This window comes from Flavobacterium sp. MMLR14_040, from assembly GCF_033657265.1.
Taxonomy (GTDB): Bacteria; Bacteroidota; Bacteroidia; order Flavobacteriales; family Flavobacteriaceae; genus Flavobacterium.
On record NZ_JAWVWO010000032.1, the window covers coordinates 19,578 to 41,923 of the forward strand.

The 22,346-nt window shown below is 34.0% G+C and carries 10 protein-coding genes; 3 read left to right on the forward strand and 7 right to left on the reverse strand.

The genetic code is table 11. The features are described 5' to 3' along the window. Nucleotides 1–11: 11 nt before the first annotated feature. From SD960_RS23115 to SD960_RS23130, 4 genes are all read right to left on the reverse strand, one after another. On the reverse strand, nucleotides 12–3,065 hold the full coding sequence (locus tag SD960_RS23115) for a TonB-dependent receptor (protein ID WP_318806241.1): 3,054 nt from the start codon (nucleotides 3,063–3,065) through the stop codon (nucleotides 12–14). A gap of 553 nt (nucleotides 3,066–3,618) precedes the next feature. Further along, nucleotides 3,619–7,779 carry a two-component regulator propeller domain-containing protein gene (locus SD960_RS23120; protein WP_318806242.1) on the reverse strand — a complete coding sequence of 1,387 codons (4,161 nt, stop codon included), beginning with the start codon at nucleotides 7,777–7,779 and terminating at the stop codon, nucleotides 3,619–3,621. Nucleotides 7,780–8,225: 446 nt separating this feature from the next. Further along, a complete protein-coding gene (gene bglX, locus SD960_RS23125) occupies nucleotides 8,226–10,508 on the reverse strand; it encodes a beta-glucosidase BglX (RefSeq protein ID WP_318806256.1) in 2,283 nt (760 codons plus the stop codon). Between the two features lie 310 nt (nucleotides 10,509–10,818). Then, the gene (locus tag SD960_RS23130) at nucleotides 10,819–11,100 is read right to left on the reverse strand and encodes a hypothetical protein (protein WP_318806243.1); all 282 of its coding nucleotides are present in this window, start codon (nucleotides 11,098–11,100) and stop codon (nucleotides 10,819–10,821) included. Nucleotides 11,101–11,364: 264 nt separating this feature from the next. Here SD960_RS23130 and SD960_RS23135 point away from each other — a divergent pair, with 264 nt between their 5' ends. After that, entirely contained in the window at nucleotides 11,365–12,393 is a 1,029-nt protein-coding gene (locus SD960_RS23135; RefSeq protein WP_318806244.1) for a rod shape-determining protein, read from the forward strand. 259 nt (nucleotides 12,394–12,652) lie between these two features. After that, entirely contained in the window at nucleotides 12,653–13,252 is a 600-nt protein-coding gene (locus SD960_RS23140) for a DUF6624 domain-containing protein (RefSeq protein ID WP_318806245.1), read from the forward strand. A gap of 84 nt (nucleotides 13,253–13,336) precedes the next feature. Here the strand turns inward: SD960_RS23140 and SD960_RS23145 are convergent, their stop codons facing one another. The 3 genes from SD960_RS23145 to SD960_RS23155 form a co-directional block, all read right to left on the reverse strand. Further along, on the reverse strand, nucleotides 13,337–14,440 hold the full coding sequence (locus SD960_RS23145) for a PepSY-associated TM helix domain-containing protein (protein WP_318806246.1): 1,104 nt from the start codon (nucleotides 14,438–14,440) through the stop codon (nucleotides 13,337–13,339). 51 nt (nucleotides 14,441–14,491) lie between these two features. Further along, the gene (locus SD960_RS23150; protein WP_318806247.1) at nucleotides 14,492–16,936 is read right to left on the reverse strand and encodes a TonB-dependent receptor; all 2,445 of its coding nucleotides are present in this window, start codon (nucleotides 16,934–16,936) and stop codon (nucleotides 14,492–14,494) included. A gap of 254 nt (nucleotides 16,937–17,190) precedes the next feature. Beyond that, complete coding sequence (locus SD960_RS23155; protein ID WP_318806248.1) at nucleotides 17,191–18,603, reverse strand: arylsulfatase; 1,413 nt, start codon at nucleotides 18,601–18,603, stop codon at nucleotides 17,191–17,193. 732 nt (nucleotides 18,604–19,335) lie between these two features. Between SD960_RS23155 and SD960_RS23160 the strand changes: the two genes are divergently transcribed. After that, a complete protein-coding gene (locus SD960_RS23160; RefSeq protein ID WP_318806249.1) occupies nucleotides 19,336–22,344 on the forward strand; it encodes a TonB-dependent receptor in 3,009 nt (1,002 codons plus the stop codon). Nucleotides 22,345–22,346: the final 2 nt, after the last annotated feature.

Below are 22,346 nucleotides of genomic sequence, written 5' to 3' on the forward strand. Positions count from 1 at the left end.
TTTTATCAATTTTAGAATTCTAAATTCACTCCCATAGAAATTGTTCTTGGCACAGGATATCTTCCTAAATCAATACCGCTCAGGGTTATGTTTTGATCTAAATTTCCAAGGGCAGGGTCAAAACCGGAGTATTTAGTAAACGTGTATAAATTTTGAACATTGGCGTACAATCTTACTTTAGAGAAAATAGAGTTTTCGAATATTTTTTCCGGTAAATCGTAGCTCAGCGAAACATTCTGAATTCTTAAATAAGAGCCGTCTTCAACAAATCGATTTGAAATTCTGCCATTCCCGTTTGGATCGTTAAGTGTAATTCTGGGTACATCTGTATTTTCATTTACTCCAGGTTCAAAAGCCTTTAGCGCCTCAGTACTAACGTTTCCGAAACGATCTCCAAATCCCGGATAAATACCATCTGTATAATGGCGCGTAAAGTTGTAGATCTGGTTGCCCTGACTTCCTGTTAAAACAACAGATAAACTGATATTTTTGTATTTAAAATTATTGGTAAAGGCATACGTAAAATCAGGAATTGCATCTCCTATGGCTGTTTGATCTTTACTATCAATTTTTCCATCGCTGTTAAGATCTTTAAAACGAATATCTCCAATTCCGGTTCCTGTTTCCTGAGTTGGTCCTGCGGCTAATTCGGCAGCATTTTTAAATAATCCGTCCGTAACATATCCATAAAATTGTCCTACCGGCTGTCCTTCTGTAGTTCTGGTAACGTTGTACAAATCAAATTGTACTTTTCCTAACAAAGATTTGCCCTGACCCTGAAAACTTGTCAGCTCATTATTGTATTTGGATAAAATAATTGTACTGTCCCACGTGAAATTTTCGGTAACAATATTTCTTGTATTCAATGTAAATTCAACTCCTTTAGTTACAATTTCGCCTGTGTTGAGGTAGTAATTAAGGGCGCTTTGATTCGATTCATCGTTGATTTGTTTGGTCAGGAAATCGGATGAATTCTTAATATAATAATCAAAATCTATTTTTACTCTGTTATCAAATAATCCTAATTCAAAACCGGCATTGAAAGATTTAAGAGATTCCCATTTAATATCCGGATTACCTAAATTATCAATTGTTGGCGACACACCTCCAAACGGAGATGAAAGTAACGATAGTATGGTTTGATACCTGTTTGCCGGAATATTTTGATTTCCCACCAGACCGTAACCTGCCCTGAATTTTAAATAGTTTACAGTATTTGACAAAGGCTCAAAGAACTTCTCGTTACTTACTGTCCATCCTCCTGAAAATGATGGAAAATATCCCCATTTGTTATTAGGTCCAAAGTTTGACGAAGCATCTGCTCTTAAAGACGCAGAGAAAGAATATCTATCAGAAAAGCTATAGTTTAATCTCGAAATATAAGATGCCATCGACCATCTGCCAGAACCATTTCCGTTAAGTGCAGTATCAATATCGCCAATGTTTAAGTTCGTAAAATCCCTATTTAAAAACTCACCCGTTCTGTAACCGCTTAAATATTCATAGCGGCTTTCCTGAGCTTCCTGACCTAATAAAAAAGTAAAATTGTGATTTTCATTTAGCGCTTTATTATAAGTCAGGTAGTTTTTAATATTCCAATAATAACTTTGATCCTGCTGTTTGAAAGATTTGTTTAAAAGTTCAGACACATTTCCTAAAGTGTATTTAGGTGCAAAAGCACTGCTTTTTGAAAAATTAAGGTCATATCCTAATTCAGATCTAAAAACCAATCCTTTGATAATCGTGAAATCAGCAAATAAATTACCGTTAATTTTAAATCTTTCTGTAGTTGAATTATTGTATTCCGACAAAGCTATTGGGTTGGTTGCTTCATTTGCCGAAGATCCTAAACCACTTGTTGGTCCCGCATAAGAGCCATCGGCATATCTAACCGGTAATTCTGGCGATTGTCTTAAAGTATTCATTACTAAACCACCTCTGTCATCGTTTCTTACTACTTGTTGAGACGACTTACTGACAGATAAGTTATTACCAATTTTTAGCCAGGATTTCACATTAGAATCTACATTTAAGCGCATCGATAATCTGTTGAAATCTGAGTTTAGAACAATTCCTTCCTGATCAAAATAATTTAAAGAAGTATAATAACGAGTTCCGTCTTTTTCACCAGAGAATGACAGCTGATGATTGTACATTGTAGCAGTTCTAAAAAGCTCATCCTGCCAGTTTGTTCCATTACCTAATAGATTAGGCTTTTGATATTGATATGGGACAGGCTCGCCATTTAATTTGAAAATTTTTGCCTGATAAGCAGCGTATTGTGGTAAGTTTAAAACATCAACAGTATTGGTTACCTGCTGAGTACCTAAATAGGTTTCATAAGCAAACTTTGATTTTCCTTTTTTTCCCTTTTTGGTTGTAATCAAAACGACACCATTTGCACCATTTGCACCATATATAGCCGTTGCCGATGCATCTTTTAAAATATCAATAGTTTCGATATCCGAAATATTCAAACCTGATAAAGCCGAGTTTTTAGTTTGTCCGTTTCCTCCGCCTAAAGCGCTAAAAGAAAAAGAATCGTTGTTTTTATCAGCAAAAACGGGCGTTCCGTCAATTACGTATAAAGGCTCGTTACCGTTAATGGAAGTTATTCCTCTAATTTGAACAGAGATTCCACCTCCGGGAGTACCAGAATTTTGAGTAACGTTTACACCTGCAGCCTTACCCACAAGAGCCTGATCGATAGAAGTAAACGGTTTGTCCTGAATTTCAGAAGCTTTAATAGATGAAACAGCACCGTTTATATCTTTTCTTTTTGAAGTTCCGTATCCTATTACAACAACTTCATTTAATTTTTCCAGATCATTGACCATGACCACTTGCATGACTGGTTTTGCGGGTAGTATTAAATTTTTATATCCAACATAACTAAAAAGCAATGAAGCTGTTGGTTCGACATTGTTTAAGACAAAACTACCGTCGAAATCGGTAACGGTTGCATTTTTTGTTCCTTGTACTATTACGCTAACACCCGGCAGACTGGTTCCGCCTGATGTTACTTTACCTTTAACAGTTTGAGCAAAGAAAAAATTTCCCCACATACACACTATTAAACACAATAGTTTTTTTAATGTTCTTTTCTGCATAAAATTTGGTTGTTAGACTGAGTTAAATAATTAGTTATTTTAGTTTGTAAAAAACATTTAATGGATTGTTTTTGTCTCGCTTATTATTTGAGTTGTGATATAAAACTATTTCTTAAATATTTCTTAACGAAAGTAAAATCTTGAGCAGTCCAAGTGTAGAACAGATGAAGCAAATCATGCATCATTTGATGCAAAACCGCATTTCAACCCTCTGCATTTAATGAATAACACATAAAAACCCTTAAATAACCAGTGAAGTATTGGCAAAAAATTATACTTTAAAATATATTTTGCGAAATTATATTGTAGTATTTTTATTAAAATAACAAGTTTAAGCAAAATTCAAAAAAGTAATTTTTTAAAAAGATGCTGACAAAAAAAAGCCCCGACTTAAAATCGAGGCTTGTAAAATTATACGAGCTTTAAAGAATCTTTCATCTTCCATCTTCCATCTATATTCTTTCTTCTATATTCTTTCCTCTATATTCTTTCCTCTATATTCTTTCCTCTATTTCTTAGATCCCGTTTCCTGCGTAGGCAAATGTCCGTATTTAAGTTTATAACATTTGGCAAAATAAGAAGGAGAGGTGAATCCTACTTTATAACTAATTTCATTGATATTAATCGTATTATTGCCTTGTTCGAGCAATTGTTTTGCTTTTTCTAATCGTACATTTCTAATAAACTCATTTACAGAAACACCCGTTAGCGTTTTTATTTTTCGATACAATTGGCTCCTGCTCAGGAAAACTTTAGAAGAAAGCAATTCCACACTTAAGTCAGATTCGCTGAGGTTTTCATTAATAAAATGAAGAATTTTTTGAATGAAATCATTGTCTAATGAAGTTGTTTTTTCCTTTCCATCTTTTGTGATGCCGGTATAAAATTTCTTAAACATTATTTGTCTGCTTGTAATAAGCTGCGCCAGACTGGATTTTAAAATATCTAATTCAAATGGTTTGCTCAAATACATATCAGCACCAGAATCTATTCCTTCAATCCTGTCATGTACCATCGCTTTTGCAGAAAGCATTAATAACGGAATATGACTTGTTTTTAAATCTCCCTTTATATTTTTACACAACTGTAAGCCGTCCATTACCGGCATAATAACATCAGTAATTATAATATCCGGTAATTTCTGAACGGCCAGTTCGTAACCTTTTTTTCCGTTTTCGGCTGTAATGACTTTATATAGTTTACTCAGTTCCGTTTTTAGATAATTTCGTAATTCAAGATTGTCTTCAACAATCAAAACGGTATAGGCTTTTGCAGTATCTGCTTCCATTTCTTTCGTTGGCTCTTCAGGAATCTCTTCATCATCTTCCTGATATTTATTCGATTCAAACAAAAACTTATTTTTATTTTTTTCTATTTCAAAAACTTCATTCACTACTTCATTTTCCTTATAAAAAGAGTTGCCTAAAGGAAATATTACCACGAATTTTGTTCCTTCTCCCGGTGTACTTTCCACATCAATTTTTCCTTTATGAAGCTCAACAAATTCTTTTACAACCTCTAAGCCAATTCCGGTGCTTCCGTAGTAATCTTTGTTGAGGTTATTAACCTGATAAAAGCGATCAAAAATTCTTTTCAAATCCTCTTTGTAGATTCCAGAACCTGTATCTGTAATGGTTATTGAAAAGGAGGGAACCTTACTTTCATTAATTATTAAGGAACTATTCTCATCTAATTTATCGATAGCAACAGTAATAAAACCATCATCAGGAGTAAATTTAAAAGCGTTTGAGATGATATTGAATATTATTTTTTCCAGCATTTTTGGATCTAACCAATCTTCAAGCTCTTCAATTGAGGGCTCAAAATCAATAGTTATGTTTCTCGCAGCTGCTTCCTCATCAAAATAGCCTATAATTTCTTTTACAAAAGCAATCACTTCAATTTTTTTAACCTGAAGGAAAATTTTGTTGAACTCTAATTTATTAAAATCCATAAGCTCGTTGATAAGCCACGAAAGCCTGTCTGAGCTTTTATGTACCGTTTTTAATTTATTATGTATTTCTCTTGATACATTCTTACTTCTTAAAATATCTTCGAGAGGGTTGATAATTAAGGTTAATGGTGTTCTGAATTCATGCGAAATATTGGTAAAAAACTGTAATTTTTTATTGTTTAACTTCTCTAACTGAATCGTTTTTTCTCTTTCTAAAATGATGGATTGTCTGGCTTTAAAACGATTTTGATAAATTTTGTTGAAATATATAATCATAAAAACTAAAATTGAGGCGTATATTAAATAAGCCCAAATGGTTTTCCACCACGGAGGAAGAATTTTTATTTTTAATTCTAACTGAACATCGCTCCAGGAACCATCTGCATTGGCCGATTTTACTTTAAAAACATAATTACCAGGCTCAAGATTGGTGTACGTAGCCGTTCTGTTATTGTCTACATAATTCCAGTCTTTCTCAAAACCTTCAAGATAATAGGCGTATTGGTTTTTTTTAGAATAATTATAGTTTATCCCCACATATTCGATCGTAAAAACCGATTGTGCATGATTGAGAATAATTTCTTTTGTCTGCGAAATTACCTTGGTTAAAGGCGAACTCTCTTCATTTGGTTTTACAGATTTATTAAATAATTTGAAATCACTAAAATACAGCCTTGGCGCTTTTTCTGTTTTTTTGATTTCATTAGGGTTAAAATAGTTTACGCCTTCATAACCACCAAAATACAGTTCGCCATTTCCATCTTTAAAGACGGCATTATTATTAAAATCGTTGTCAATAAGACCATCATCTTTATTGAAATTGGTGCTTTGTTTGTTTATAAAATCGAGTTTTGTCAAACCGGATCCACCGCTTATCCATAATGATCCATTGTTGTCAGAAATAATAGCGCGAACTGATTTTTCTTCAAAACCCGGAAAATCATCATAATTAGAAAATACCTTATTTTTTTTATTGTAACTAAACAATCCTTCGCCATCTGTACCGATCCATATTTTTTTATCGTTGGACTCATAAATGGATAAAATGGTCTGAATACCGCTATATTTTGTTTTATCCCTAAACATTTCATCGCGCATATTTATCACTCTAAAACTGGAATCGGCATTTAAGTGTACCTGATATAGCCCTAATATTGTTCCCACCCATAAAATATTATCAGAGTCAACAAAAACTTTGCGAATAAAGGCTTCGTTTAAAGAGTTGTCTGCAAATGGTTTAGTGTTACAATGCACGAATGTGTTGGTCTTATTGTCAAAATAATGAAGTCCTTTTATGAAAGTTCCAATCCAGATTCGGCCTCCGGAATCTTCAGAAAAACTAAAAATCCTGTTCGATTTCAATCCAGCTGTATTTGTCGTATTGTAGTTTATGAATCGGGTAGTTCCATTTTTCAAAAAATAGATGCCGCGATCCCAGCTTCCTACCCAGATATTTTGTTTACTATCTATGAAAATAGTCTGAATATCAACAGCATCCAGACCGGAATAATAACTTTGATTGTTTTTGTTGACATGAATATAACTTTTAGCCGAAAGATTATAAATATCAAGTCCGCCGCCTTCGTTACTGATGATCAGATTGCCTTTTTTATCTTTTATAACTGAAGTTACATAACTAGTCTGTAGCGAATTATCATTATTAACAAGCGACTCAAGTGAATTGAATTTATTATTAGGCTTATCAAATACACCAAGTCCTTTATTGAAATACCCTAACCAAAGTCTTTTTTCTTTGTCTTCGTATAATGACCATACAGAATTCGACTTTAAACTAAAATTATTGTATTTGCTGTGCAGGTATTTTTGCAGTACTTCTCCTTTATAATTTACAACTAATAAACCATCATTTTCGGTGCCGCAAAGTATATAATCCTGACTACTTTGTATAATCGATAAGATTTTATTTTTGGTAATAAAAAAATTCTCAAATTGATAGTTATCCGTTTCGGGTTTAATTTTTATCAGTCCATTTTCAGTCGTTCCCAGCCATAAATATCCAAATTTGTCTATAACAACACTTTCAATATCATCTAATAATGGTTCTCTTTTAAACTTGTCTTTATAAACCTGCTTTACTTTTCCGTTTAGATCGATCTCTAAAAGTCCGTAACTGGTTCCTAAATAAATAATTCCCTGTTTGTTTTTTACGGAACATTTGATTAAAAAGTTTGGTTTTTCGAGAACTTTTGAGTGCACTAAAGACGTTTTCAGGGTTTTTGCATTTACTTTAAATAATCCAAAACCATACGCACCTAAAAGTATGTCGCCGTTGTTATCTTCAATAATAGTTTTTATGGTAATTGGCTGTTCGTATCCTTTTACAATTGCATCCTGAATATTGATTTTAGTAAAATTATCCAGATCCCGATTGTACAAACACAAGCCTTCATCTGTACCAATCCATAGGTTATTTTTAGAATCAATAAAAGTGGCATAAATAAAATTACTGTTTACGGATCCCGGTTTTTTATCATGTTTATATCCAAAATAATTTACCCCATCATATCGATATAATCCTGCGCCGTTTGTACCTATCCAAATAAAACCATTGTGATCCTGAATGATAGAAGAAATAGCCCTTTTTGAAGTAGTTTCCTGTATGCTTCTAAATTGGTAGTTTTCAAATTTATCCTGAGAAAACAAACAATTTACAAGACCAAAAAAGCACAGAAGAATATATTTGATATTTTTCATTTACATTTTAATATTTATTAATTCTATTTGAAATAAAATTTATAATTGATGATTTAATCAACCCCTTGGGTGTAATTATTTTAACACATAGAAACATAGAATTATTGAACAAAAAAAAGGCGTTTCACTTGCATTAATCCCAATAGCTATCGGGACTATGTGTGAGAAACAAGTTTCTTTTGGATTTACTTTTTCAAAATCATAAAATCTATGTTTCTATGTGTTTAATTAAATTTTTATGCATTTCAGCCAATGGGTTAATCATATCCAAAACAATATTAATAAAACTAAACAGAACACTTACTTTTTTTATCCAGATTTACCATATTGCTAAAAACCTGAGCAGATTAATCACCTCAAAAGGATTAATCGTACTCAGGCTGTAAATTGCTTAAAAATAAATCAAACAATCAAGATTATCTTTTTGTTTTTAAGTTTGTTAGCATTTATTTTAGTTCGAATTTAGTGCTAAGACCTTCATTAGAATTCCAGCCAATCATAACATTAAACAAACCAGCTTCTGTCAAAAATTTACCATTGTTGTCATAAAAACCAAGCTCCTTGTCGGTTAAGGTAAAATGAACGGTTTTCGTTTCTCCTTTTTTTAATGCAATAAGTTCAAAACCTTTTAATTCCTTTACGGGTCTAACCACGCTGGCAGCGACATCATTTATATACAATTGAACCACTTCTTTTCCATCAAAATTTCCTGTATTGGTAACATCAACACTTAGTTCAATTTTTTCTCCTTTCTGGAAAGAAGTTTTTGCTAATTTCAGATTTTTATATTCGAAAGAAGTATAGCTTAATCCATAACCAAAAGGATATAATGGTGTTTTTTCGACATCAATATAATGGGACCAAAAAGCGTTTTGATCTTTATTAGTTGGTCGTCCTGTATTGTACAAATTGTAATAAATTGGACATTGCCCAACGTTTCTTGGAAATGACATTGTCAGCTTGCCACTTGGGTTATAATCTCCGTACAAAACCTGTGCAATTGCATTTCCGGATTGGGTGCCTAACTGCCACGCTTCAACAATAGCAGGAATATTTTCTGCTGCCCACGGTAATGCCAGCGGACGCCCGTTATTTAAAACCAAAACGATATTACGATTTACTTTGTAAACTTCCTCCAATAATTGCTGCTGATTTCCAGGCAAACCCAATTCGGTTCTACTGCGTCCTTCACCACTTTGAAAACCAATTTCTCCTAAAACCATTACCACAACTTCTGCTTGTTTGGCTGCCTTTTTAGCGGCTTCAAATCCGGAAAAATCAGTTGTATTAATTTTTACTTCATCAACAAATACTTGTTTGTTTAAAGCCACATCAGTTCCTTTTTCATAAACTAAAGGATTGTTTTTATATTGCTGCATTCCTTCAAGAACCGATATTGCTGTATTATCATCAGCGGCAATTCTCCAGCTTCCTAGCGGACTGGTTTTATCATTTGCCAAAGCACCAATTAAAGCGATTTTTACTCCTTCTTTTTTTAATGGCAGCAGGTTTTTATTATTCTTCAATAAAACAATTGATTTTTTAGCCATATCCAAAACAGCATCATTATTAGCCTTGTTTCCAATACTTGATTTTTCACGGGCTTCATTACAATATTTGTATGGATTATCAAACAATCCTAATTCAAATTTTACTCTCAAAATTCTACGAACAGCATCGTCGACCACACTTTCTTTTACCACACCTTTTTTTACCAGCTTCGCCAATTCTGTTACATAAACACTTGATTCCATATCCATGTCAGAACCTGCAATAGCGGCTTTTTGAGCGGCATCTGCGGCATCGGCTGCGTAACCGTGGGTAATCATTTCGCCTATCGAAGCCCAGTCAGAAACTACAAAACCATCAAATTTCCAGGCTCCTTTTAAAATGTCTCTTTGCAAAAAACTATTTCCGGTTGCCGGAACTCCGTTTAATGTATTAAATGAATTCATGAAAGTACGAATTCCAGCATCGACAGTTGCTTTAAAAGGCGGTAATACACTATTGTATAACTTAGAATTACTCATGTCGACACTATTGTATTCCCTGCCTGCTTCTACAAAACCGTAACCTGCAAAATGTTTGGCGCAGGCAATAATAGCCGTATTAGCACTTAAGCTCTCTCCCTGAAACCCTTTAACACGAGCGGTAGCAATTTTACTGCCCAGATAAGGATCTTCTCCGGCACCTTCCATTACGCGTCCCCATCTTGCATCATTCGAAATATCTACATTAGGTGCAAAAGTCCAGTTTAATCCGGAAGCAGAAGCTTCAATAGCAGCAATATGCGCCGAATTTTTAATGGCTTCCAAATCCCAGCTTGCGGCTTCTGCCAATGGGATAGGGCTGAGAGTTTTATAACCATGTATCACATCAAAACCAAAAAGTAACGGAATCCCAAGACGGGTTTCTTCAACAGCCATTTTTTGTACGGCTCTTACTTCTTTAACGCCTCGTACACTTAGCATAGAACCTACCAGTCCTTTCTTTATATTATTGTATTTTTCTTCATTAGAACCTGATTCGGGTTTTGGGCCTGTAACATCCCATGAACCATTATATTGATTCATTTGCCCTACTTTTTCTTCCAATGTCATTTCTTTCATCAAAAGCGAAATTCGCTCTTCAATTGGTTTATTGGTATCCAGATGTTTTTTTGATTGTGCATATCCGTTTCCAAAAACGATTAGCAGTAAAAAGGCATATTTTTTAATTGGTCTTTTCATCATTGTATTTTAGTTAGCATCGAATTTTTTAAAATAGGTTGTAAATGTACTTTTACAGTAGTGTCGATAGTACAAGATTTGAAGCATTTTGTAAAACAAATGATGTATTTGCAGGTCTTTAAATCAACAAAGAGATTGCTATTAAAGGTTTTGAATGCAATTTTCAATGAATTGATAAAAGCGAGGAAGATAATTTTTTTAGAAATCCAAAGACAAAATAAAAGCCTCCATACTTATTTGTGTGGAGGCTTTTTTGACATATAATATCTTGATAAGACAAAAAATTAAGGAAACTAAAATTATCCGTGGATTAGAATTTTTCGTATAAGTTTTCCTGCGTTGTTGTCTGATAATTTTCAATTTCTGATTTTATAACATCTTTATATTTGGCAAGTCCTATTCCTATTATCGGAATAGACAATTTTCCTACTATGGAGCCCGCCTGCGTGTGGCCTGTTTTATTTAGATAAGAAGATAAGAGTAAAGCGCCAATTGCTCCAAAAAGTATTACTTCTCCGGGAACATCCGCAATTTTAGATTCTATTAATTCCCTGATGTCTTCAAGATTCTCCTGATTGATTAAGTTTTCCATATTTTTATTTTTTAATGATTTCTATGTTTATAATTAATTAAAATTATTGCTAAAAAAACATTTTCACTTTATATGATTGGATGATCTGGTTATATGATTATCATTTATTGCAAAATGATTATCGCAGTTTGAAACCGTAAAAACACATTATAATTAAGATTTTATTTACTTTCAGTAATCTGAAAGCAAAATATATTTGAATTTTTTATTAATAGAGAATAAAACATTACTATTAAGCGTTGTTTAAATAAAACAATACTATATATGGGCTTATTTGATTTTATGATAGTGGAAATAGCGATGGATTTAGGAACGGCAAATACTTTAATAGTTCATAATGGAAAAGTAGTGGTAGACAGTCCTTCAATTGTGGCGAGAGATATTAGAAACGGAAAAATTATTGCTGTTGGTAAAGAAGCGAGTTTAATGCAGGGCAAGACGCATGAAAATATTAAGACAATCCGACCTCTTAAAGACGGTGTTATTGCAGATTTTGATGCTTCAGAAAAAATGATCAACTGGTTTATCAAAAATATACCTGAATTAAAAAGAAGTTTTATTACTCCTGCACTGCGAATGGTAGTTTGTATTCCAAGCGGTATAACTGAGGTAGAAATGAGAGCTGTAAAGGAATCCTGCGAACGTGTAAATGGTAAGGAAGTATTTTTAATTCACGAACCTATGGCGGCTGCAATTGGGATTGGATTAGATGTTATGCTTCCCAAGGGAAACGTAATAGTAGATATTGGCGGTGGAACTACCGAAATTGCGGTTATTGCTCTGGGAGGCATAATTTGCGATAGCTCTTTAAAAATTGCGGGAGATGTTTTTACCAACGATATTTTATATTATATGAGAACGCATCATAATTTATATATTGGAGATGCAACCGCAGAGATAATAAAAATTGATGTTGGTGCCGCCATAGAGGAACTTGAGGATGCTCCTGACGACATAACAGTTCGCGGAAGGGATCTTTTAACCGGAAAACCTAAGGAAGTTAAGGTTAGTTATCGCGAAATTGCAAGAGCTCTAGACAAATCAATACAAAGAATTGAAGATGCTCTTATGGTAACACTTTCAATAACACCGCCGGAACTTGCAGCTGATATTTATAACACAGGATTGTATCTTGCAGGAGGAGGCGCACTGCTTCGCGGTCTTGATAAAAGGCTTTCGCAGAAAACAGATTTACCGGTTTTTATTGCAGAAGACCCTTTAAGAGCAGTAGTTAGAGGTACAGGTATTGTTTTAAAAGATATATCTAAATATCAGAGTGTACTTATAAAATAAGATAACGGTTCTGCTATAGTTTTAGAATCCGAATTTTCAACATTAAAATTTAGCTATAAAAAAAAGTCCTAATGAAAGTTAGGACTTTTTTAGTGGTTCTAATCTGTTATTTGTTTTAATGTAAAGTGGTTTTGTGTTTGTGATAAAATTTGGCAAATTCGGAGAATGGTCTTAATTTAGTCCTAAACCCGCTGTAGTAAAAGAACGTTAGTGATTATTTTTTTGGGAAGATAGATTGCCATAATTAAATGATATCAAAATGGATTATAAAAGCATTGCTAAAAAAATAATTGACCTGAAAAACGCAGACTTGGTGTTAAGGGATAAACTTGTAAAAAGCGGACAACTTAGCGAAGGGTACAATGAAGAAATGAAAGAATTGCATAACAGAAATGCAAAAATATTAAACGACATAATTGACACTATAGGTTATCCAACAATAGATAAAGTTGGTAAAGAAGCAAACGAAGCGACCTGGCTGGTCATACAACATTCAATTGGACAACCAGTATTTATGAAAAAGTGTGCAAAACTACTGGAAAGTGCGGTTAGTGAAAATAAAGCAGACCCAAAATATTTGGCCTATCTTACTGATCGAATAGCAGTATTTGAAGGTAAGCCGCAACTTTACGGAACTCAATTTGATTGGGATGAATATGGAAATTTAAGCCCAAATCTTTTTGATCATATAACCAAAGTAAATGAAAGAAGAAAAGCAATCGGACTTAATACTCTTGAAGAGCAAACAGAAATTATAAGAAAACAGGCGAAAAACGAAAATCAATCACCTCCGCCAGACTTTGAAAAAAGAAAGAAGGAAATTGAAGAATGGAAAAAAACGGTCGGCTGGATAAAATGAAACAACAAATAAAAATTGACGTTTTTGAATTATCTGCTATAATAAGCGGTTTGAACTTTCCTGTTCTCAATTACAATGATATCGCTACTTATTTTTTTTCTTTTTTTTCCTTCCCAGCCATATTATTAAACCCGTGATAGGCAGTGTCGAAGCAAAAAGGCAGACCAAAAAGGCCAGGATTTTTGTTGGATAACCATAAATGCTTCCTGTATGAATAGGATAAATAAGACGGCGCACTTTATCGCCGTTGCTAAAAGATTCGTAAGGTCTTGTTTTTAAAAGCTCTCCCGTATATTTATCAAAATAAGCCATACTTGAAATATTTGGAATCGATTTTTCAAGGTTGAGTTTAATCACCATGATACTGTTTATGGTGTCAGATGGGATTCTGATTTGAGTATCTCCCTTATATTTATAAATCCTGTCGGTTTTTGAAAATATTTTTTGGTAAAAATATGTTTTGTCAATGTTAGGATCGACTTTTGTTGGATTTTCAACTTTTGCTGAAGGCTTTTTTGTGGTTCCGTCTGCGAGTAAATAGATACTGCTTTCAAACCATTTAAAAGACCAGGTTAGCCCGGTCAGCGATATTATCAAAAGAAATAAAAAGCTGTAGAAACCAAAATTCGAATGAAAATCCCAATTGACTCTTTTAAAAGAGGCGCTCCATTTTATGGTTAATCTTTGTTTTAGGTTTTTTATTTTTTTCGGCCACCATAAAATAAGACCTGAGATAAGCATAAAAGCAAAAATAAGACAACTGCATCCGGTAATAAATTTTCCGGCTTCCCCCAAAATTAAGTGACGATGCAGATCCAGTACTACAGAAAAAAACCTGCTTTTTTCAGGAATTGAGGCCAATACCTTTCCGGTGTAAGGATCTACAGAGAAAATCTGATCGTTTTTATCGGCATCAGTTCCGGAAACAATTACAGTTCTTTGAGAATCTTCATACGTTTGAATACGATCTAACTGAGTGATTTTATATTTTTTCTGAATGGTATTTACATAAACATCAACCGGTAATTTTTTTGTTCCGATAGTCGAAACCTGATAAAATTCAGGATTGACAAAAGCATCAATTTCTTCTTCAAAAACTAAAATACTTCCGGTAAGCGCCACAATAAATACAATAAGCCCGGACGAAAGTCCGAGCCATAAATGTAAAAAGCCAATATTTTTTTTCAATGTTTTATTCATAGAAGAGGAGAAAATTGTCCCAAATATAATTAAAGGTTTTTAAAAGGAATATCCAAGGGTTAAAAGCCAGTTTGAAGGTGCGCCGGGAAACAAACGAATATAATCATAACCACCAACCCAGTAAGTTTTATTCAATATGTTATTGGCATTCACCTGAATTTTAAATTTGTTAATGCTGTAATATAATGCCGCATTAAATAAAGTGTAGCCAGGAAGTGTCTGCTGGTCAGTTTGGCTAAGTGTACGGGTGGTTGCAAAATTGCTTCCAAAACCTAATCCAAAATCTTTCAAAGCTCCGTCTGTAAAATTATAACGTGTCCATAAATTACCTTGCTGGCGTGGAGTATTTGGTTTTTGTCTTCCAATTTCAGATTCAATCGGGCTTTCAGAAATTGCAGCTTCATTATAAGAATAAGCGGCAGATACACTCCAGTTTCGTGTAATATTTCCGTTCACATCAATTTCAATACCTTTTGATTCTTCTTCACCTATAGCACGCATTAAATCAGGATTTGTAGTATCGTTTGCCGGATATAAAGTGTTTTTCTGCTGAATTTTGAAAAGGGCAACCGTTACAAAAAGTTTCTCTTTAAACCATGAAGATTTTCCTCCAAACTCGATCATATTACTTTCTAACGGATCAAAAGGGCCTCCCGCATTTGGATTTGATAAAGAAGAAGCAGTTTGTGGGTTGTATCCTTTTACGTAAGTTCCGTACAAGTTAATGTTTGGATTAACAGTATATGTAAGTCCAAAACGAGGTAGAAAGGAATGTTGTTTTACTTTGTTTTCATTCGTTTTTTTGTAGTTTTCCTTATCGCTGTATTCGTCGTAACGCACTCCAATTAAAGCCTGAAATGCACCAAACTTAATATGGTCCTGAAGATAAACTCCGTATAAAGAGTAAAAAGTAGGATCAAAAGGACGGGCTGCATAAAAATACTTGCTCATGTCTTTTAACTGCTGTGATCCGGATGGATTTGTCAAGTCAAAATGCGCCACGTTTGGCACCGGATTACCTTTGCTATCCAATAAATAATTAGCTTTATTGGCCGGATTATACGTTGCAATCGATCCTGTATTTGCAGCATTTCTATATCCTGTAGCCTGCAATTGTGAACCTCCGGCAGGAACTTCCTCCTGTGCATAATCGTAACCCAAAATCAGGTTATGGTCTAATGCTCCGGTTTTGGCTTCGTATTTAAAAAATGTCGAAAGATTATCGATATAACGTTTACGTTTTCGCATAAAAACCTGCATTTCTATAGAAGTCGGAATCGTAGATCCATCACCGGCCGACGCATATTTATTGGCACCGCGGTGTTCCAAAAGATCTTCTGTATAACCCGTGCGGATATATGATCCTGAAAAGGACAAACGATCTGTAAATTGATGATTTAAGGAAGTCGTTACAATATAAGTTTCTTCATTTAAATAATCGTTGGTAGAATTTAATGAATTGGATATTTTGGTAGAGTATAAATTATTTTCATAAGTCGATTGTCCACGGTCCAATATGCTTTTTGAGCTTGTATAAATCAGATCAAAATTCACACTCGTTTTATCATTTGGAAGAAAAGACAGGGAAGGAGCAAGGACAATATTTTTGTCGAATTGTAAATCCCTAAAAGAATTTGCATTTTCATAACCCAAATTCAATCGATATAAGAGCGATTTATCCTCAGTCAAGGGTCCTGTAAAATCGGCTAAAGCGCGTAAAGTATTAAAACTTCCGGTAGAAAAACTCACGCTGTTTGCAGCCTGATCCAAAGGTTTTTTGGTAACTCTGTTAATGACTCCTCCAGGAGAAGCATTTCCAAACAAAGCAGATGAAGGCCCTTTTAAAACTTCAACACGCTCCAGATAATTAGCAAGCGGCTGTTTCCAGAATCCTGTAGACGTTCGCATACCATTAAGCAATTGCGTGTTGCTTCCTCCGTTGATTCTAAAACCTCTAATCGAAATATCATCATAAAAAGTAAACTGGCTCACCCCGCTGAAGTTTTTTACAACTTCGCCTACGCGGATAGCGCCCTGATCGGCAATTAATTCTTTGGTAGCATAGGAAACGGCTTGTGGTAAATCTTTTAAGGCGATTTCTGTTTTGGCACCAATAAAAGATTTTGTGTTTCGGTAGGATTTCTCCTTACGTCCTGTAATTTCTACAGTTTGCAGCGTATTTACGTTTTCCTGTAAAACTATCGAAACTTCGAGATTTTCATTTTCATGAAGTTCAATTGTTTTTTCCTGAACAGAAAATCCCATTGCCGAGAAATAAACAGTGTAGTTTCCAGGGGTAAGATTAGAGATTTCAAAATTTCCCTTATCATCAGAAACAGTATTTTTTTTAAGGCTTTTTATGGAGACAGAAGCGTAGGAAACAGCTTCATTATTTTCGGAAACAATTTTTCCGGTGATTTTGGCGTTTTGTGCCAGGCCAATATTAAAAACGGCAAGCAGCATTAATGAGAACGTAAACTTCATGGCGGTTATTTATTTTTAAGACTGCAAATCTAAACTTATTTAGATTAAATACAAATAAGATTCTTTAAATAAATATTTTTTAAATGAGCCAGTACGTCTCTAATAATTTGATTGTGATTTTGTTAATTTTTAAACTAGTTAACAATTAAGAAATTAATTTTTAATTGTTGAATTAAAATCTCCTAAAAAGATCTAAAAACATTTTTTTTTGTTAAATAGCAAATTATCCCTGTGTAACATTATAAACATAAATTCTACCAGGGGAATATTTGACTTTCTGTGTGAGCTTCATTCATAAAGAGAGCAATTTTTTTAGCTATATCAGGGTGTTTTAGTGCAATATCATATTTTTCCTGAGGATCGGAACTAAGATCATACAATTCAATTACTGCGTTTTTATCTTTTAAAACGTTCAGTCGGATTCCTTTCCAATTTCCATAACGAACCGCTTGTTTGCCTCCTCCTTCATGAAACTCCCAGTAAAGGTATTTATGAGTGTTTTGGTTTTTACGGCCCATAAGGGTATTAGTAAAAGAAATTCCGTCAACATTTTGAGGATTTTTACTTCCTGTGATTTCTGATAGAGTAGGCATGATATCCCAAAAAGCGCCTGTGAAATCACTGCTTTGGCCAGCCTTAATAACTTTCGGCCATTTGGCCACAAAAGGAACCCTGATACCTCCTTCATATAAATCACGTTTAATGCCCCGGAAACCTGCTGCGCTGTTGAAAAATTCAGGATCTGCGCCACCTTCTTTGTGAGGGCCATTATCACTGGTAAATATAATGAGTGTATTTTCTTCTAGTCCTAATTCCTTTAATTTAGCAACAACCTGTCCAACATAAAGATCTAAACGGGTTACCATTGCTGCAAATGTGGCGTGAGGATATTGTTGAGAAACATATCCTGTAGGTTTTGCGTTTGTTCCGTAGTCAAAACCTTTAAAAGTTTTTTCAGCAAACTTTCCTTTATAATAACGAAAAATGCTATCGTTGGGCACAATAAGTTCAGCGTGCGGTAATATTGAAGGCAAAAAAAGAAAAAAAGGCTCTTTCTTATTCTTTTCAATAAATGCTAATGCCTGTTCCTGGATTAAGTCAGATGCGTATTGTTTAGGGGATTCTAATTTGCTATTTTCTTTCAGTAATACTTTCTCCTGATCGTTCCATAAATGCTCAGGGTAGTATCGATGTGCCAGTGACTGGCAGTTATAACCAAAGAAATGATCAAATCCCTGTCGGTTTGGATCTCCCTCTGATCCAACAGGCCCAAGTCCCCATTTGCCGTAGGCAGCTGTTTTATATCCACTTTTCTTTAATACTTCAGCCAGCGTTACAATTGTATCGGGTATTGGATACTGTCCTTCGGGTTCAACACCCAAATTACCACGAATAAAAGTATGCCCTGTATGTTTACCAGTCATTAAGGAGGACCTTGATGGAGCACATACCGCAGTGCCGGCATAAAATTGTTTTAATGTAATTCCATCCTTTGCTAATCGATCCAGATTTGGCGTTTTAATCAGTTTCTGCCCATTAAAACCCACATCTCCATAGCCCAGATCATCAGCCAGTATCAGTACAATGTTTGGTTTTTTATTCTGAGATAAAACAGTAACAGTACAGCATGATAAAAGAAATAGTATTAGTGATAATTTTTTTTTCATCTAAATGGTATTTAATTATTAGTGAATTCTGTGATTATTAAGATCAATTGGAAAAATGATGGGAAACCAGAATTAAATGGTTTATAGTTTTTGTTTTCAATGATTTAATATAGCTATAAATTCAACAGCTGATTGTAAAGACTAATCTAAGAAATTTTTTGAATACATAAAAAGATTAATCATACTCTGCCTTATTGGAGTAGCGTAAAATTAATATCAAAAGGAGATAATTGTTTTTAAGAAACCGATTGTTTTTTACCTGTTTTTGTTTTTTTTAGACTTATTTCTCTATACGATATATTGAAAAAGATACCTTTTAACTTGTTTTAGTAGCTTTTTACTTATATTCAAGATGGTTTTTAATAGAATTTACTCTTTTTTTTAATATTTGTATTTTTGGTATAAAATCACTCAGTTGGCTGTTAAATTATTATTTTTTATTTCAAATTTATTTTGATATTGAATTATTTGTATTTTTATTGGTTAATAAATATTTTTAATGTTTTTATTTTGGCTATTTTTTGTTTATTGTTTAAATAAATTGCAAAGCAACCGATTGTTTTATTAATTGTTTTTTTATATTTGTTAGTGATGTGATTACTTCATACTGATTTACATTGCTTCATTCTTTTTTTCAAAATAATAACTGAATAAAATAATACCACTTATGAACAAATAGAATTAGAATACAAAAACCATTAACTATTTAAACCAAATAAAAAAACTATTAATATGAATTTAAAACTCAAAATTGCACTAATCGGACTGCTGATTGTCAGCAGTCATAGTATGATAGCACAATCAAAAACTATTCGCGGCGTGATTACCGATCCTTCAGGATTTCCATTGCCTGGTGCCAGTATTAATGTAGAAGGAACGCAGAATAGCGCATCAACAGATTTTGACGGTAAATATTCTTTAAATGGGGTGAATCCTACCGATAAAATAACTTATTCCTATGTTGGCTTAATCTCACAAACTATCACAGTGGGTGAAAGAAGTTCAATTAATGTTACTCTTGTTCAATCTACACAAAATTTAAATGAAGTAGTTATAGCTTATGGTACTCAAAAAAGAGCCAAGATTACAGGAGCAATCTCGACTGTAAGTTCAAAAGATATTGCTGCTGTCCCTATTACAAACGCTGAATCAGCTTTACAGGGGCGTGCTGCAGGTGTTACAGTTGTAAATGGTGCCCCGGGTTCCAATCCCACCGTGAGTATTCGTGGTCTTGCCACAATGGGAAACAGCGCTCCATTATATGTAATTGACGGGGTTTTAACCGGTAATCTTTCTGGTTTAAGTCCGAATGACATTGAAAGTATATCTGTTTTGAAAGATGCTTCTACCACAGCTTTATATGGTTCAAAAGCCTTTAACGGTGTTATTGTGGTTACCACTAAAAAAGGAAAAAAAGGTCCGGGACAGCTAACCTTTAGCACTTATGTTGGCGGACAGGAAATAACAAAGAGATATAATGTTTTAAATACACAGCAGTATCTTCAATACGCTAAAGATTTAGGGAGTGATTTAACAACAAGAGCAGCTGAATTTGGAAATATAAATACAAACTGGCAGGACCAGATTTTTCAAACGGGAATAATGCAGGATTACAATTTGAGTTTTTCAAATGGTACAGAGAATTCTACAAGTCGTTATTCTGCTGAATATTTAAAACAGGAAGGAGCTATTATTAATACTGGTTTCGAACGTTATTCTTTTAGAGCAAATAACACGCAGGATATTGGTAAGCTAAGAATAGGCAGTAACATTGGTGTTTCTTTCAGTACTATTAACCCTGAACGTGCTTCAGGAGGAAGAACATTATTGGAGCATGCAATTAAAATGGCACCTTATTTTCCAATTTACAATGAAAATAGTTTAGGCGGCTATCAAGGACCTAGCGCTATAGACGGTAATGACGCAGAAAACCCTGTTCGTGTGGCTAATTTAGGATATCAAAAAATAAATAACTTATCTATTATTGGAAATATTTTCGCTGAATTAGAAATTTACAAAGGATTGAAATTCAGATCACAAGTTTCTTTAGATTATTATACTGGTAAAGATCATACTTTTGTTCCGAGCTTTCAGGATGGTTCTTATCACAAACAGGCCTTTTCTACAACAAACGAAACAAATTCTCAAGGCCAGACTATCGTTTTTGACAATAGTTTAACTTATAAAACGACCATCGCAAACAAACACAATCTTGAAGTGTTAGGCGTTATTACTAAAATTGATGGAAAATCACAAAATGTAGCAGCCGGAAGCCGTTATTATATTTCAGACGAAATTGATCAGCTGCGCTATAATGAGGGAAGTTTAGGATCTGCTAATTACGAAGAAAAAAACATCGGTTATATTGCCCGTATCAATTATGATTATGACGAAAAATATATTCTGGCTGTTTCAGGACGTAGAGATGCATCTTCACGTTTTGGGGCTAATAATCGTTGGGGTAATTTTTATTCTGTTGCTGTAGGATGGAATATAGCTAAAGAAAGTTTTATGCAAAATTCTGTTTTTAGTACATTAAAACTTAGGGCTAGTACAGGAACAACAGGAAACGACAGGATAGACAATTATCAGTATAGTGCTACTTTATTGGCAAATTATAATTATCCAATTGGAGGCGGGAATGCACCAGGTGTTTCTTTGGGAGTTGCGGCAAATCCAAACTTAAAATGGGAGTCAAAACTAGACAGGAATATCGGTTTAGATTTTGGTTTTTTTGATGAAAAAATAACGGGTTCATTTGAATATTTCAATAATAAGAGCAGTGATATTCTTTTTGCAGTGCCTCTTGCGGCTTCTGTTGGATCTGCGGGTGGGGGAACTCAAATTCAAAATATTGCAGACGTAAAAGTAAGCGGTTATGAATTGTCAATTGGTTACAATGACAGAAAAGGTGATTTTACATGGTCGGCTTTGGCTAATTTGGGAACAAGCAAAAATGAAGTAGTGAGCCTGGCACCAGGAGTTACAAGTGTATTAGGAGGCCCTTCTGCCAGAGCAGGTTTAGAAAATTTCTCCAGATTAGAAGTCGGACAGCCATTATTTTATTTTTACGGATATCAAACCAATGGAATTTATCAAAATCAAGCAGAAGTAGATGCTGTTTTTGGACCTGGCCAGACTACTATAAAACCGGGTGATATTAAAATAATTGACAGAGACGGTAATAAAATCATCAATGCAGATGATAAAACAAATATCGGAAATCCATACCCGGATTTCACTTACGGTTTAAACCTGAACGCAGCCTATAAAAACTTTGATTTCAATTGTTTTATAACCGGGGTTGCAGGCAACGATATTTATAATGCAAACACCTTTGACCTAAAAGGAATGAACCGCTTGTTTAATGCCAGCACAGATGTTTTAGACAGGGCAAATGTTGTAAATGGCGTTGTCACAAATCCTTCGGCTACATTACCAAGAGCGCAAGGAGCAGATATTAACTGGTCTTCAGCAAACCAGCGTTATATAGAAGATGGTTCTTACACCAGATTAAAAAACATCGCTATTGGATATACATTATCAGGAGATTCTTTTAAAAGCTATTTTTCAAAAGCAAGATTTTATGTAAGCGGACAAAACCTTATAACAATTACAGATTACTCAGGTTTAGATCCTGAAATTGCCCGTGCTGATGCAAATGCAAATTCAGCAGGTATTGATTTAGGAAGGTATCCACAGCCGAAATCGGTGATTTTTGGAATTGATGTTACATTTTAATA